Here is a 15,805-nt window from a genome sequence, read left to right as displayed (position 1 = left end):
CTTATTTTTAGCTAAAATTTAAAATTAGTGTCCCATTCGAAAGAGAGAGCGGAAAAAAATTGTCTGAATTGTGGTGAAACGGTGCTGGGAAGGTATTGCCACATATGTGGCCAGGAGAATATAGTACCAAAAGAGTCGATATGGGGCCTGGTTTCACATTTCTTCCAGGATATCACTCACTTTGATGGGAAATTTTTTAGTACAGGCAAACTGTTATTTACCAAACCCGGTTTCCTGCCAAAGGAATACCTGAGCGGAAGAAGGGCAAGATACCTCCACCCCATCCGGATGTACGTTTTTTCATCAGCAGTTTTTTTCCTGATTTTTTATTCCGTATTTGATGTCCGCAACCTCGGCCTCAGTAAAAGAAAGCAGGACAAACAACAAATAGCTGATCTGGCTGAAGCGAAGACCCGTGCCCTGAAGACTGCAGCAACAAAAGAAGATTCTGCCCAGGTAGAACGCACTTTTCGGATGATCGGCCAATTACCCATAGATGTAAAGATTGACAAGGATGATATAACCGTTGAAGATGAGCCGGAAAAGGAAGAAGGAACAGTAAAAAACGACTCCACAAAAATCATTATAACACCCAATAACGATTCTACCGGGAAAAAGCGCAGGGTCTACAGGTATGATTCAACCGATACAGTGGACTATGCCAGTCCGGCTGATACCAGTGCACTGGCCGGCAAGAAAAGTGCTGACGACCCCAATGATTCGTCCCGTAAACGGGAGCGTTCACCAGCGAGATCAGAAAAAAGGGGAGGAGATTTTGGCCTGCTGGACCTGGGCAAAGCTTTTACCAATGCTTATGACAGCCGTGCAGAATACGATTCGGCCCAGGCGGCTTTGCCACCTGATGCAAGAGATGGTTGGTTAAATAGACGACTTGCCTATCAGAACATTGAATTCAAACAGCGCTATGGTGACGACCAGGGTGCGCTGATGCAGGATCTGCTGGACAAATTCATACATACGTTTCCTTACCTGTTATTTATCTCGCTGCCGCTCTATGCACTTTTCCTGAAGTTGCTATATATCAGGCGAAAGCAGTTCTATTATGCAGATCATGCACTTTTTCTTATCTACCTGTATATATTCACTTTTCTCCATTTGCTTGTTTTTTTCGGGCTTCGTGCCGTCAAACAAAGCTGGGACTATTGGTGGATGGGGCTTATCATGTTCCTCTTTGTGTTATATGGAATCTATTATGCCTATAAATCAATGCGAAAATTTTATGAGCAGGGCAGGGGTAAAACCATTTTGAAATTTATCCTTCTTAATATTCTTGCATTTACAACCATATCGCTGCTTTTCGCATTATTCTTCTTCATTGCATTGTTAAGGCTTTAATCAAATATTTATGCAAAACGACGCTGTTGCAAGTGCTTTCCTTGGCCTGGTAAAAATCATGGACGAATTAAGGGAACAATGCCCGTGGGATCAAAAACAAACGATCCAGACACTTAGGCCGCTTACTATTGAAGAAACCTATGAGCTGGCTGATTCAATCACAGATAAAGACTGGAAAGGCATAAAGGAAGAGGCGGGCGACATCCTGCTACATATCCTCTTTTATGCAAAAATAGGAACAGAGCAAAATCAGTTTACGCTTGAAGATGTTATCAGGGGAGTCTCTGAAAAACTGATTGCGCGGCATCCTCATATTTATGGTGATGTGACTGTTAAGGACGAAGAGGAGGTGAAGCAAAACTGGGAGAAACTGAAATTAAAAGAGGGGAAAAAATCGGTGTTGGGTGGGGTGCCAAAGTCATTACCTTCGGTTGTGAAGGCCACTCGCCTGCAGGAGAAAGCAAAGCAGGTCGGTTTCGAATGGGACAACCGGGAACAGGTCTGGGAAAAAGTAACAGAAGAGATAGCAGAACTGAAAGAAGCCGAAGCCGTTGGTGATATTGACAAGATCGAAGACGAGTTTGGGGACGTGATGTTTTCCATGGTCAATTATGCACGGTTTTTGCAGATAGACGCCGAGAACGCACTGGAACGTACAAACAAAAAATTTATCAGCCGCTTTACTTCGATGGAGAAAAAGGCCCTGCAGGAGGGCAAAGACCTGGCTGACATGTCCCTGGAAGAGATGGATGCAATATGGAACTCTATAAAAAAACAAAACACAGCCATTGAAGGCCCTGAAAAAAACGCTGTTTAGAACAAATATTTATGTGCTGGTTGCTGCCATCGGGATGTTTATCCTGGGCTGGCTCATCAATAAGTACCTTGTCAGAACTACCTCTGTTATTTATTATTCCCGCGCTATTGAAGATAAGATCCAGGATAAGGAAAAGGATTTTGAAGAGCTGATCAAAGACACGTCATTGCTTCAATCGGTGGTTGATGGCACCTATTCAGAGAAAGCATTCTCTAACCTGCTTTTTGAAAAAAAGCGATATGGGCTGTTTGTATACGACCAGGATACATCATTTGATCACCGGTTAAGATTCTGGAACACGCATCTTATTAAGACCAAGATACTTTGGGAAGAACGTGATACCGTTGCGCTTCTTGGGTTGAGTAGCGGAAAGTTTGTACATGTAAACAGGACGGTCACGCTCAGGGCCGGGAAAAAATACACAGTTGAGGCACTGATACCGGTGCTCACTCAATATTTCGTTCACAATGCAAACTTTACGCGACAATTTGCCGAATATCCCGGCGCCGAAAAATTAGTTGACATCTCACTTCAGCCAACTAACTACCCTGTAAAAAGTCTTCATGGGCAAACGCTTTTTTATCTTGCCGAAATTCCGCTTGATGGCAAGCAAAATAACTGGTGGTCGTTCATATTTGTACTTGGTGGTATTTTCATGCTGATCGTATATGTGCACCAGGAAGCCAATTTTATCTATAGGTTATATGGACTCCTGGCAGGTGTGTCTTTCATGTTTATCACCATATTGGTACTCCGGCTCACGACTTATTATTATCCCGGGTTTTTGAATCTGCGACAGTTTGAGCTATTTGATCCCGCTATTTACAGCTCCAGTTTTCTTTTAAGTTCGCTTGGTGATCTCCTGATCAATTCCTTGCTCTGCTCCTGGCTGATGTTATTTATTAACCAGCGTATTGCAGGATATCCTTTCCGGCCTTTTAAAGAGAAATGGAAAAACTGGGTGTCGGTGATCTTACTCCTTACCATCATGGTCAGCGCCACTTTCGTTTTTGCCGATATACTTCAGAGTCTTGTCTCGGACGCCCAGATATCTTTCAATGTTATCAATATAGAAAACCTCACCCGTTACAGTTTTATCGGGTTCGTAATTCTCGCAACACTTGCTCTCAGCTATTTTTTTCTTGCACAGATCTTACTTACCATTTGCGGAAAACTGATCTACCGGAATTATTATTTCAGCCTGATAATCAGTGCAGCTGTGGGTTTGCTGATTCTTACGTTTACCGAGAACAATGCGGTGGTTGAACTCAACCTCTATGTGTTGCTCTGGTTGCTATTGTTCCTGATGATGATTCAGCAACAGTTGTTTTCCGGACTTCGCTTCAGGCTCAATGTTTCTGAAGTACTTTTCTGGTTGTTTGTCTTTTCATTCTCCATTGCCGCTGTGATCATTTTTGAAAACAGGAAAATTGAATTTGAGGACCGGATAAGATTTGCGGAAAAGTTATCGCTGGAAGCTGACCCTTCCGGCGGAAGATTGCTGAGTATCGCCTTTGCCTACCTGGATAATGATTTTCTTTATCCAAATTATGAACGCTTCAAGGATCCGCAGGAAAGTCAATACCTGCAAGACAGTATCATCAATACAAGTTTTGGTCCATATATAGACAGGTATGATACCAAGATCTATCTGTACGATGATTCTTTCGCCCCATTGCAAACCAACCAACCTGTTTCCTATGATACACTGAACACCATCTTTACGGTTCAGAGCAAAAAGACCGACGCAAAGGACGTGACCTATTATGAAAAGTCTTTTGACCAGGTTTCCTATATTATAAAGAAAGAAGTGAAGGATCCGGACAGTAGCGTTGTCGGATACTTCTTTATGGTTGCAGAACCAAAAAGATATAAAAGCGAGGCTTTGGTACCGGAGCTTTTCCAGGGAACAAAGGAAATGGTGCCAGACAATACCCAGGGTTATTCATATGCGATTTATGTGAACCGTCGTTTGTCAAGGTATTATAATGATTATCCTTTTCCCACTTATCTCGAAGTTTCTGAATTGCCGAAGACCGAGTTTAAGATTGAGAGGATAAAAAATTATGAAGTCTTATGGTACAAAGGGTCGGCAGACAATATGATCATCATTGCAAAAAAGAATGTGTCTTTTCTTGAGGCGATCACCTTGTTTTCATACCTGTTCACGACCTTCCTCTTCCTGCTTGCTTTCTACCGGCTTGGTGTATTGATAGTGAGGAGCCGGCTCAACATGACGGTTCTCCGTTCTTATTGGGAGTTCAGTATCAGATCACAGATTCATAGCACAATCATCATGGTAAGTCTCTTATCGTTCCTGGTGATCGGCGTGGCAACGATACTATTCTTCATAAATCGTTACGACAGGGATCAAAGGGAAAGTCTTACCAGTACCATTAAGATAATGGTCAACGAGCTGGAAAACCGTTTGACCAAGGACAGGGATGTTATCAATGCAATGATGTTGTATAGTGACAGTACAATGGCCGACCTGGAGCGGCTTACTGCTGAGATCACCGAAATCCATGGAACCGATGTGAATTTTTATGATACCCTGGGGAATCTCAAAGTGTATTCAAATGAGTTGATTTATCAGAAAGGCGTACTGAGTGAGAAAATGAATCCGGAAGCCTTCTTCCAGCTCAGACATATGCGGGCGATCCAGGTCATTACTGAAGAGAAGATAGGGCGCACCGATTTTAAAAGCATATACTGCCCCATCAGGGATGAAGATGGCCGGGCATATGCTTATCTCAATGTGCCCTCCTTCAGAAACCAGGGCGAGCTTACCCAGGAGATCTCAAACTTCCTGGTCACTGTTATTAACCTGAATGCATTTATATTCCTGGTGGCAGGAGCTATAGCACTCGTGATCACAAACCGTATCACTTCTTCATTTACCATCATTGGCCAGAAGATGCGGGATATCAACCTGAATAAGATAAACCAGGAGATACAATGGAAGCGAAAGGATGAGATCGGGGAATTGGTTAATGAATACAACAAGATGGTTCGAAAGCTTGATGAGAGTGCGGACGCTCTTGCAAAAAGCGAACGCGAGGGTGCATGGCGCCAGATGGCAAGGCAAGTGGCGCACGAGATCAAGAACCCGCTGACACCAATGAAGCTGAGTATTCAATACCTTCAAAAAGCCATAGACAACAACTCTCCTAATGTGAAGGCTATGACTGGCAGTGTTGCAAATACCTTAATAGAGCAGATAGATCATTTGTCGAAAATTGCATCGGACTTTTCCCAGTTTGCAAATATTGGCAATCCACGGAATGAAGTGTTTGATCTGCATGACTTACTCTCGTCACTCACCTTATTGTATGAAGCCACCGAGAGATTGGAATTCAGGTGGGAGAAACTGGATCACCGGTTAATGATGATGGCTGATAAAACACAACTGAACAGGCTGTTCACAAACCTGCTGCAGAATGCGGTTGAGGCCAGCGAACATAAGGAGCAGATCATCATAACGATGAGGGAAGAATTGCAGGGAGAGAGTGTTATTATTTCTGTTTCTGATAGTGGCGATGGCATTCCTGAACATATTCAATCCAAGATCTTCACCCCGAATTTTACCACAAAGACATCGGGCACAGGCCTGGGACTCGCCATGAGCAAGAGTATAGCGGAGCAGGCCAGGGGCGATATCTGGTTTGAAACCAATGAAGGAACCGGAACAACATTTTATGTGCGGTTGCCTTTGTACCATCAGACGGCCCCCGCATTTTAGTGTTTCGTCGCATAAATTGCATCACTCCTCTCATTTCCTGAATATGGTTGATTGCTGAATTTATCTTTATGAGGTATTAAAAAATATCTCAAACAATAATAAATTCTTAAGTCATGAAAAAAGTATCTGCTCTCTTAACCGCGATGGTAATCTTCGTTGCCACTTCATTTGCAAGTACTGAACCCGGAACAGGGAACAAAAAGTTCCTGTCATCGTTAACTAAACACTTTTCAGCAGCACAGTCCATAAGCTGGAACCAGGCGGCTATGATCACTACTGCCAGTTTCAAACTGAACGACGAATACCTGGCAGCACATTTTTCGCCCGAAGCAAAACTTCTCGGGATCTCAAAAAATGTAGCCGCCAATGATCTGCCGCTGCATATGAGACTTGAACTCAGATCCTATTTTGATAAATACTGGATCACGGATATTTTTGAATATGCAACACCAGCTTCTGATGCGTACTATGTGACCCTTGAGAATACAACCAGCAAGCTCGTATTAAAAAGTGAAGGTGGTGACTTCGAAGTGTATAAGAAGACTGCTATTAAGAGCTGAGTGTGCCGGAAACTCGTCACAAACTATTTGCGATGTTTGGCAGCATTGACGCTTGCCAGGAAGTTTTCGAATTCAACCAGTGTATAACTGCTCAGATTATGTTTCTTTTCAACACCGGCTTTCTGCGCGGCAAGGACACCATAACGGCAATCACTAAACGCATCCGCAGCGTGAGCATCCGGATCTATTGAGATCATCACATTGTTTTCAATCGCCAGATCGATCCAACGCCAGTCCAGGTCCAGTCTTCGTGGATGCGCATTCAGTTCTATCACTACATTATTAGCTGCGCACGCTTCAATAATTGCCGGGTAGTCAAGCGGATAGCCGGGTCTGCTAAGTAAGAGTCTTCCTGATAAATGTCCGAGGATCGTTGTATATGGATTGGAAATGGCAGCAAGCAACCGTGCCATTGCTTTCTCCATTGACATTTTCAGATTTGAGTGAACAGAGGCAATCACAAGGTCAAACCGTTTTAGTACAGATTCAGGATAGTCAAGTGATCCATCGTTCAGAATATCACTTTCGATGCTTTTGAATATTTTGAAAGGAGCGAGTTTACGGTTAAGTTCGTCAATTTCAGCATGTTGCAGGATAATCCGATCTTCCTGTAAGCCATTAGCATAAAACGCAGATTTGCTGTGATCGCTGATCACAAGGTATTCAAGACCCTGTTTTATGGCAGCTTTGGCCATTGTTTCCAGGGAATCGGAGCCATCGCTCCAGGTACTATGGGAGTGAATAATGCCCCGGATGTCATCGGGCTGTATCAGTTCGGGCACAAAGCCCCCGGCTACTTTAGCGAGAATAGCAGGTTTTTCCCGGATAGCGGGTGGGAGGCAAGGCAATCCCGCCCTGGCAAAAATCTCATCTTCGGAATTGAGTCCGTCATAGGATTTGCCATTATATACTTTATCCCATTCGTCCATAAAATCCACGCTTCCACTGGTCCTGAACAGTCGTTCATAAAACCGCTCAGGATTTACGGTCTCAAACTGTAGTATAAAATTCTCCGATCCTTTGAAGGCAATAATAGTATCCGACTTTTCATAGACTTTGTATTCAAGGGAATCAAAAAAGCGGGTGAGTTCCGTTTCACTGATGGTTGTTACCCATTCAAGACTTGTAATGATTTCGAGCTGGCGACGAAAGCTACCTGTTACCGATAGTAATTCTGTTGGAAATTTGTTCGCTAAAATGGCAGTGATTTTGGTAGTATGCTCTTCGACCTGGGCGAACAAAAAATTTCCCTGGTGACGGGTGTAAAACTCGATCGCTTCCTGGACATTCTTTTGTGTTTTTTCGCCGAAACCTTTGAACAGGGTCAACCGGTTTTCATTGCAGGCATATAATAATTCACCGATTGATTCAATATTCATCTCTTTCCAGACAGTCGAGATCTTCTTTGGACCCAGTCCTTTTATGTTCAACATTTCGGCTACTCCTGGTGGTGTTTTTTCAATCATTTCATCGAGTGCCTTGAGTCTACCGGTCTCGAGTATCTCAATTATTTTTTTTGAACTGGAGTCTCCAATGCCCTTTAATGAACTGATTTTTGATTTCTCGGTCATGGATAATTGCTCGGGCAACTTCTCAATATTGAAAGCAGCAACCGAATATGATTTGGATTTGAAACTGTTTTCGCCATGGATATCCATCAATTTTGCAAGCATTGCAAACTGGTCTGCGATATAATAATTGTCATATGCCATGTATCGAAAATAAATGGTTATGCGATCAATTTCAACTTTTAGTTTGGAATGACGAGGACTGCGGGTGGGGTGGACCGGTATTGAAAAAAGGTCGGGGAGAAGCTACGTGCTTAAGCGGAAACCTGCGCTGACAGCAGGTTTTAGTAGGACTTGATTTTCGCTGAATGTTATTCTATAACCAGAATGTAAGTAAAAAAAAGTCCCTCCGATCTTTCGATGGAGGGACTTAATATGTTCTGCTTGTGAGAAGTTATTTCTTCTTTGCAGCTTTTTTCGCAGCTTTCTTTTTAGGAGCAGCTTTTTTTGCAGCCTTTTTTGCTGCTTTTTTCTTTGTTGCCATGTTTTTGTGAATTTAACGGTTAGTAAAAAAACATTATCGACGGTAAAAATAGAAACTAATTTGACACCGCCAAAAATTTTTTTCACATTTTGTTAAAAAAATATTATAGGAGACAACGAAGTAAAGCCGTATAAACTTACTTAAACAACAGGTACAAGGTTAACGATGGTCTTATCGTTTCTTGATTTTTTGAATTCAACTACACCATCTGCTAATGCAAACAATGTATAATCTTTTCCGACACCAACGTTTTTACCAGGATGGTAAACAGTTCCACGCTGACGAACAATGATGTTACCGGAGATAGCAGGCTGGCCACCGTAGATTTTCACACCGAGTCTTTTGCTCTGTGAATCACGACCGTTCTTTACACTTCCTTCACCTTTTTTATGTGCCATACAAAAAGCTTTTAATTATTTGTTGAGAAATTGATAAGGAAAAAACATTAGATCCAAAACGTAGTAACCTGAAATCGGTTATACGTAATTGAAATTATGCAATCTCGCTGATCCTGATTTTTGTATAATGAGTACGATGACCATGTTTCTTACGGAAACCTTTCCTTCTTTTCATCTTGAAGGCAATAACTTTATCACCTTTAACATGATCAACAATTTCGGCTTTCACGGTTGCCTTAACATCACCGCCAACAGCTAAAGAACCATCGGTATCTGTGAGCAAAACATCTGAGAACTCTACGGCGTCACCGGCGTTTCCACCAACATGAGGAACATATAGAGTCTGGTCCTTCTGAACCTTGAATTGCTGACCTGCTATCTTAACAATTGCGTACATAACTTTCCAAAAATTAGGATTGCAAAGGTAAGGGAATGAATGCTAAATAGAAAGATTTGATTCGTATTTTTTTTTGCCTTTTGGCCGGCCTGCGTACAGTACCGCGCCTGTTTCCCCGTTTTTTTCACTAGGTTTGTTCCCCTAACGATCAGAAGGGGTTATGAAGATTAAATCATTTCTGGCAAAACCATTTGCCAACTATATATATAAAGGAGTAAGGAAGGGTATGTTGACAGCAGTTCAGGACCAGGAAAGTATCCTGAAGGAACTGCTGAAGGTTGGCAAAGATACCGAATTTGGTAAAGACCACCAGTTCAACACTATAGGTAGTTATGAAGACTTCAAAAAACAGGTACCCATCCGGGATTACGAGCAATTAAGGCCCTATATAGATAAGATCAAAGAGGGAAAACATAATGTACTGTGGAAGGGTAAACCAATCTACCTGGCCAAGACGTCCGGGACCACCAGCGGGGTAAAATACATCCCGATTTCAAAAGATTCTATTGATAATCATATTAATACGGCGAGGAACGCGCTACTTTCCTACATCGCCGAATCAGGCAATTCTGCCTTTACCGACGGGAAAATGATTTTTCTTTCAGGCTCTCCTGAACTCGAAAGGGTCGGGGGGATACCTACCGGCAGGCTAAGTGGTATCGTAAATCACCATATTCCTAATTATCTACGCAAAAACCAGCTTCCTTCTTACGAAACCAATTGTATTGAGGACTGGGAAACCAAACTCGACAAAATTGTCGAAGAAACGGTCAATGAAAATATGACGCTTATCAGTGGCATTCCGCCATGGGTCCAGATGTATTTCGACCGGTTGATTGCCAAAACAGGTAAACCGGTAAAGGATATTTTTCCAAACCTTTCCGTACTTGTTCATGGAGGGGTGAATTTTGAGCCATACAAGGCCAAGCTGATGAACAGTATCGGCAAACCCGTAGCCACTATTGAAAGTTTCCCTGCTTCTGAAGGTTTTTTTGCATTCCAGGATTCCCAGCGTGGCGAAGGACTACTACTGAATACCAACAGCGGAATCTTCTTCGAATTCATCCCGGCTGCCGAGATCCACTCGCCAAATCCAAAGAGGATCAGCCTAAAGGACGTGGAACCGAATGTCAACTACGCTCTTATCATAAATAACAATGCCGGTTTGTGGGGCTATAATATAGGAGATACCATTAAGTTCATATCTGTCAATCCCTATCGTATCCTCGTTACCGGACGGATAAAACATTTTATTTCTGCATTTGGCGAACATGTGATAGGAGAGGAAGTCGAATATAGCCTCATGAAAGCTGCGGAACATTCCGGTGTCCATGTGACTGAGTTTACGGTGGCGCCGATGATCAGCCAGACCGATGGAAAATCTTACCATGAATGGTTTGTTGAGTTTGCTAATGAACCCGGCAACCTGGCAGAATTTGCGCAGGAGGTAGACGCAAATCTCAGGGGAAAAAATATTTATTATGATGACCTGATCACGGGCAACATCCTTATGCCCCTCAGGATCAGGCCGGTGAAAAAAAATGGTTTCATCGATTACATGAAATCCCTCGGAAAATTGGGTGGACAAAACAAAGTTCCCAGGTTAAGTAATGACCGTAACATTGCAGGGGAGCTTGAAAAGTATGTTGAACAATAATCACCCTTCTGCGTTTAAAAAATCTTTGATTTCAAATTATGTCAAACAGTCATCCGCCAAAACGTATTGCGATATTCGGATCAACCGGCTCTATAGGAACACAGGCACTGGACGTGATAGGAGCAAATGCTGAATCCTTTTCTGTTGAAGTACTGACGGCACATAGCAATGAAGAACTTCTCATCAAACAGGCGATACATTTCAAACCCAACATAGTAGTAATCGGAGATGAGAAAAAGTATCCGAAAGTAAAGGAGGAACTATCCAGCCATAATATAAAGGTATTCACCGGCGAATCTGCCCTTGAAGAAGTAGCTTCCATGGATGTGTATGATATGATGATAGCCGCAATTGTTGGTTTTGCGGGTCTGAAGCCAACACTGAAAGCAATTGAGGCTGGCAAAGGTGTTGCGCTCGCGAATAAAGAAACACTGGTGGTGGCAGGTGACATTGTCATGCAAAAGGCAGTAGAACACAGGGCACCGATAATTCCTGTGGATTCAGAACATTCAGCTATTTTTCAGTGTTTGGTAGGGGAGACCAGGAACAGGATTGAAAAGGTGATTCTTACTGCATCGGGCGGTCCGTTCCTTGGCAGAAAACCAAATTTCCTGGTGAATGTGAAGAGGGATCATGCATTGCAACATCCCAACTGGACCATGGGCGCCAAGATCACGATCGACTCCGCTACCCTGATGAATAAGGGACTGGAGATGATTGAAGCAAAATGGCTTTTTAATTTGCAGCCCGACCAGGTGCAGGTACTTATTCACAAGGAGAGCATTATTCATAGTATGGTTCAGTTTGAAGATGGGAGCATTAAGGCGCAGATGGGTTTACCGGATATGAAGCTACCTATTCAGTATGCACTGGCTTTTCCTCACCGGATTCCAAGCAGCCTCAAACGATATGATTTCCGCAAACCGGCACAATTGAACTTCGAAGAACCTGATACCAGGACCTTTCGGAATCTCACCCTTGCTACGGATGCAATGTATAAAGGAGGAAATGTTCCCTGTATTCTCAATGCCGCCAATGAAATCGCGGTTTATGCGTTCTTAAGAAACCGGGTTGGATTTCTTGATATGACCGATCTGATCGAAAAAACAATGGATCATGTGCAGTTTATCAAAAACCCGACGCTTGAAGAATATTTTGAAAGCGATGGAGAGGCTCGTAATTTCGCGGCATCACTGATCAAATTATGATGCGGAGACAATAAATCGCACTTTTAAACGGAAAGTGTCCGGAAATAGAACGGATGGCAATTATGGGTTTTGTTAAAACTGCGTTTGCTTTTGGTCCGGTTAAAGAATTTTACACAACGATTGCTAAATTATAAGCATCTTCAAATATTGAGATCAGGTCAATATTGATATTTATAATTCCTGCTGATTTAACAAGCGTCAAAACTGCGATCTCAATTACTTTTAAATTTAGAATCTGAATATGTTTTATTTTTTGGCGATCGATTGGGCTAGTGTTGGGATTCAGGCTTTCTACCTGATCTTATCTCTTTCCATACTGGTGATTCTTCACGAGTTTGGTCATTACCTGCCTGCGAAAATATTCAAGTGTAAGGTGGAGAAGTTTTATCTATTCTTCGATCCCTGGTTTTCTCTCTTCAAAAAGAAAATTGGCGAAACAGTTTATGGGATAGGTTGGCTGCCATTAGGGGGCTATGTTAAAATAGCCGGGATGGTGGATGAGAGTATGGACAAGGAGCAGATGAAAAAGCCACCTCAGCCCTGGGAGTTCAGGAGCAAACCAGCCTGGCAGCGATTGATCATTATGATTGGCGGTGTTACTGTCAACGTACTGGTGGCCTTCCTGATCTATGCCATGATCTTATTTACCTGGGGCGAAGAGAAGCTGCCAAATGCCAATGCAAAAGATGGCATCACGGTCATGGACAGTGTCATGTACCAGATGGGACTTAAAGACGGAGATAAGATACTTGCGGTTAATGAAGATCCGGTTCCATACTTTGATGATATTCCCAAAAAATTGCTTGTTGGCGAACGTGTAACAGTTGAGAGAGATGGAAAAACGCAGGTTGTACAGTTGCCTGTCGATCTATTGGGGAAGCTTATTGAAAAGAAGAGAAGCCGTACACCCTTATTTACACCGAGGGTGCCGATGATCGTCGGTATCGTTGCTGATTCATCGCCCGCACTTCAGGTTGGGCTTAAGCCCTATGACCGTATCATTGCGGTAGACTCTGTTACCACTCCTTTTTTCGATAATGTAAGAACACAATTATATGCGCATCGTGGTCAGCAGGTTGCATTGCAGATCGAACGTGAGGGCAAACAGCTTACTCTTAATCCTACACTCACACCTGATGGTAAACTCGGCGTTTACCACTTCAGCTATTCACAGGAACTCGATAGCCTCGGCATTTTGAAAATCGAGCGCAGAAAATATGGCTTCTTTGAATCGTTCCCTGCGGGGGTGAGAATGGCGGTTGACAACCTTGTTTTTTATATCGACCAGTTCAGGAAGATACTGAGTCCTGAAACCGGTGCTTATAAAGGTGTGGGTGGATTCAAATCCATGGGTTCAATCTTCCCGAAACAATGGGGCGACTGGCAGGCATTCTGGAGCATCACCGCGTTTTTCTCTATTATACTGGCGTTTATGAACCTGCTGCCTATACCGGCGCTGGATGGTGGGCACGTTGTATTTACCCTGTACGAAATGGTTACCGGTCGTAAACCAAACGATAAGTTCCTGGAATATGCCCAGATAGTGGGAATGATATTCCTGCTTGGGTTGATGGTTTATGCAAACGGAAATGACTGGTTCGGATGGAACAGGAGCAAATAGGATCGTTGTGTATTGAACCAAGTGTAAACACAATCCTGGTGTGTTGGAACAGGAGCAAATAGGCCTGTTGTGTATTGAAACAGGAGTGAACAGCATCTTTGTGTTCATTGCTGGAACTAATCAAGACCCCGGTTGGCGAGCATCATTGTTTCTGCAATGCTGATATCGGTCAGTGCATATCGTTTCACTTCATTAATAGTTATTTCATCAAGGATGTCCACGACGTTCTGGTAGCTTGCACTATTCATGGGTTTGATGATCAACATAAGTTTTTGCGAAGACGCTGGGTTCCTGCGCTCCATAAACTGTTTCTTATCCCTGATCACTTTCCCGATTCCATCAGCATAGGAATAGCTTACAATTCCAAATGATCCGGCCGGCATGGGATCCTGGAGCATTCCATGATAATAAAAGATCCTGTTGTTCTTCAATGGGATTACTGTAAGTGATCCGCTTTCTTCTGTTGGCATTGGATCACCTCCATCTGCGGGCAACACCAGTTTCATCGCCGAAGGTTCAGACATGGTTGTTGTGAAAATAAAAAAGGTGATCAGTAAAAAGCCGAGATCTACCATAGGAGTGAGGTCTACCCGGGTTGATAATTTTTTTCCCCGTCGTCCACCGGGTTTTGAAGTATTTGTCGAAGTAATTTCTGCCATACACGAAGTTTAGGTAAAGACGGCAATCCACGAAAATTCCACAAATCTGCCTCATTAAGAAAACTTATGTGCCTTATGAAGGAAAATTATCTGCCCCTTGAAAGAAAATTATTTGTGGATTATGAAAAAATTTGGACAGATCTGTTACCGTAACATCCTCCTATTGCGTCAAATATTACGTAGGGAATCAGGCACATTATTGGTAACTGCAGGTGGGAGGAAAAAATTCGGGAGTTGATTTAGCAGTCCATGGTCTGAAATATGCAGTTCTCTCGATAAATAACGCATCTTATCCGTATGTGGTTGGACGCTGGTCATCTTTGGTGTTACTTTACATCATCGAATAGCGGGAGAGTAAAAGAACAGTGCGGCGCGTTTGATCAACCAGTAAAACATAAAGCATATTTAATTATAAGTTTTCTCATAAGCAGTTAGTTTTGGTTTAATCCCCTTTAGTCTTATTGGGGATTTTTTTTGTGTACCATTTGTTGAGCATTGATGGTAAATCCCTGGGTTAAGAATTCGACGGATAGTTCATGTGTTGAGCATTCGGCGAATACCTTCATGTAGTAGACTTTGGAGATAGATCCATGAATTGAAATGTTGATTGAGAAATTTAAGAACTTGAATGTTGGCGAAAAAATCCAGGAATCGAAAAGATGGTAGAGAAATCCATGTATTGAGATTTCCGCGGATAAATTCTTTATTTTTTGTAAATTTGCAGGCTAGTCTTTACCTGGGGGTGCCTGGTTTTGACAGCGTAGATCTTTGAAGGTGTAAGCATGTCGTGCGTTGGATAATTAGCACGTTAATCTGAATATTCAAAACTTCAAATGGCAATACACAGTATGCCATGGCTGCCTAATCAGTGATTAGATAGTCATTAGGGCCGCTTGAGTGGGTCTGTCTGCCACCCGCTCCGCCGCCGACTCAAAACAAGCGCAGAATGCTGCAATCAAAGGCTGTGATGATTGCTTAAGACTATTCAGCTAAGGTTGGTATTGGTTTGTCCGTCTCCTGTATCAACCCGACAACTAATGATGGAATAAGCATGTAGAAAGCTTTCGACGAATATGTTTGGACAGGGGTTCGATTCCCCTCACCTCCACCTACGCCCGCTAGTTGCAAGACGACGCGGGTTTTTTTTTGGGCTTCGGCGGACGCGGTCCACCTACGTGCCCGCCGAAGCACCGCAAACGCTTACTTAATTTGGCTTTTACGTGCGAAGGCGGGCGCCCGCTGATCGTGTGATTTAGCGGGCTTTTTTTTGGGCTTCGGCGGACGCGGTCCACCTACGTGCCCGCCGAAGCACCGCAAACGCTTACTTAATTTGGCTTT

At 43.0% G+C, this 15,805-nt stretch carries 11 protein-coding genes and 1 other RNA gene; 8 read left to right on the top strand and 4 right to left on the bottom strand.

The genetic code is table 11. The features are described from left to right. The first annotated feature begins 27 nt into the window (after positions 1-27). The 4 genes from ACX0G7_RS20525 to ACX0G7_RS20510 all read left to right on the top strand — a co-directional run bounded on the left by ACX0G7_RS20525 (position 28) and on the right by ACX0G7_RS20510 (position 6,475). Positions 28-1,356 (top strand): DUF3667 domain-containing protein, encoded by a 1,329-nt coding sequence (locus tag ACX0G7_RS20525; protein WP_458925399.1) that lies wholly within the window; start codon positions 28-30, stop codon positions 1,354-1,356. A 10-nt stretch (positions 1,357-1,366) separates the two neighbouring features. After that, positions 1,367-2,173, top strand: coding sequence for a nucleoside triphosphate pyrophosphohydrolase (gene mazG, locus ACX0G7_RS20520; protein WP_458925398.1), 807 nt, complete (start codon positions 1,367-1,369; stop codon positions 2,171-2,173). After that, complete coding sequence (locus ACX0G7_RS20515) at positions 2,145-5,915, top strand: sensor histidine kinase (RefSeq protein WP_458925397.1); 3,771 nt, start codon at positions 2,145-2,147, stop codon at positions 5,913-5,915. The genes mazG and ACX0G7_RS20515 overlap by 29 nt, the downstream gene beginning before the upstream one ends. 113 nt (positions 5,916-6,028) lie before the next feature. Continuing rightward, complete coding sequence (locus ACX0G7_RS20510) at positions 6,029-6,475, top strand: hypothetical protein (RefSeq protein WP_458925396.1); 447 nt, start codon at positions 6,029-6,031, stop codon at positions 6,473-6,475. 23 nt (positions 6,476-6,498) lie between these two features. Here the strand turns inward: ACX0G7_RS20510 and ACX0G7_RS20505 are convergent, their stop codons facing one another. The 3 genes from ACX0G7_RS20505 to rplU all read right to left on the bottom strand — a co-directional run bounded on the left by ACX0G7_RS20505 (position 6,499) and on the right by rplU (position 9,322). After that, the gene (locus ACX0G7_RS20505) at positions 6,499-8,187 is read right to left on the bottom strand and encodes a helix-hairpin-helix domain-containing protein (protein ID WP_458925395.1); all 1,689 of its coding nucleotides are present in this window, start codon (positions 8,185-8,187) and stop codon (positions 6,499-6,501) included. Between the two features lie 480 nt (positions 8,188-8,667). Then, the gene (gene rpmA / locus ACX0G7_RS20500; protein ID WP_458925394.1) at positions 8,668-8,925 is read right to left on the bottom strand and encodes a 50S ribosomal protein L27; all 258 of its coding nucleotides are present in this window, start codon (positions 8,923-8,925) and stop codon (positions 8,668-8,670) included. A gap of 94 nt (positions 8,926-9,019) precedes the next feature. After that, positions 9,020-9,322, bottom strand: a complete 303-nt coding sequence (gene rplU, locus ACX0G7_RS20495; RefSeq protein WP_458925393.1) for a 50S ribosomal protein L21 — start codon at positions 9,320-9,322, stop codon at positions 9,020-9,022. Between the two features lie 160 nt (positions 9,323-9,482). Here rplU and ACX0G7_RS20490 point away from each other — a divergent pair, with 160 nt between their 5' ends. The 3 genes from ACX0G7_RS20490 (at position 9,483) to rseP (ending at position 13,808) form a co-directional block, all read left to right on the top strand. After that, positions 9,483-10,979, top strand: coding sequence for a GH3 auxin-responsive promoter family protein (locus ACX0G7_RS20490; RefSeq protein WP_458925392.1), 1,497 nt, complete (start codon positions 9,483-9,485; stop codon positions 10,977-10,979). A 38-nt stretch (positions 10,980-11,017) separates the two neighbouring features. Then, complete coding sequence (locus ACX0G7_RS20485) at positions 11,018-12,187, top strand: 1-deoxy-D-xylulose-5-phosphate reductoisomerase (RefSeq protein ID WP_458925391.1); 1,170 nt, start codon at positions 11,018-11,020, stop codon at positions 12,185-12,187. A gap of 241 nt (positions 12,188-12,428) precedes the next feature. Beyond that, a complete protein-coding gene (gene rseP / locus ACX0G7_RS20480; RefSeq protein ID WP_458925390.1) occupies positions 12,429-13,808 on the top strand; it encodes an RIP metalloprotease RseP in 1,380 nt (459 codons plus the stop codon). A 116-nt stretch (positions 13,809-13,924) separates the two neighbouring features. On the opposite strand, the gene ACX0G7_RS20475 is transcribed toward rseP, so the two are convergent. Further along, the gene (locus tag ACX0G7_RS20475; protein ID WP_458925389.1) at positions 13,925-14,467 is read right to left on the bottom strand and encodes an ExbD/TolR family protein; all 543 of its coding nucleotides are present in this window, start codon (positions 14,465-14,467) and stop codon (positions 13,925-13,927) included. Positions 14,468-15,205: 738 nt separating this feature from the next. Between ACX0G7_RS20475 and ssrA the strand changes: the two genes are divergently transcribed. Further along, positions 15,206-15,578, top strand: a transfer-messenger RNA (tmRNA) gene (gene ssrA, locus ACX0G7_RS20470). Positions 15,579-15,805: the final 227 nt, after the last annotated feature.

The organism is Flavitalea antarctica (genome assembly GCF_054461535.1).
This window is presented reverse-complemented; position numbering and strand designations above follow the sequence as displayed.

What these genes read in the sequence shown, in the direction of transcription:
- mazG (WP_458925398.1), top strand. Translation starts at nt 1,367, where the DNA reads ATGCAAAACGACGCTGTTGCAAGTGCTTTCCTTGGCCTGGTAAAAATC.
- ACX0G7_RS20510 (WP_458925396.1), top strand. Translation starts at nt 6,029, where the DNA reads ATGAAAAAAGTATCTGCTCTCTTAACCGCGATGGTAATCTTCGTTGCC.
- rpmA (WP_458925394.1), bottom strand. Translation starts at nt 8,925, where the DNA reads ATGGCACATAAAAAAGGTGAAGGAAGTGTAAAGAACGGTCGTGATTCA.
- ACX0G7_RS20490 (WP_458925392.1), top strand. Translation starts at nt 9,483, where the DNA reads ATGAAGATTAAATCATTTCTGGCAAAACCATTTGCCAACTATATATAT.
- rplU (WP_458925393.1), bottom strand. Translation starts at nt 9,322, where the DNA reads ATGTACGCAATTGTTAAGATAGCAGGTCAGCAATTCAAGGTTCAGAAG.
- ACX0G7_RS20485 (WP_458925391.1), top strand. Translation starts at nt 11,018, where the DNA reads ATGTCAAACAGTCATCCGCCAAAACGTATTGCGATATTCGGATCAACC.
- ACX0G7_RS20505 (WP_458925395.1), bottom strand. Translation starts at nt 8,187, where the DNA reads ATGGCATATGACAATTATTATATCGCAGACCAGTTTGCAATGCTTGCA.
- rseP (WP_458925390.1), top strand. Translation starts at nt 12,429, where the DNA reads ATGTTTTATTTTTTGGCGATCGATTGGGCTAGTGTTGGGATTCAGGCT.
- ACX0G7_RS20475 (WP_458925389.1), bottom strand. Translation starts at nt 14,467, where the DNA reads ATGGCAGAAATTACTTCGACAAATACTTCAAAACCCGGTGGACGACGG.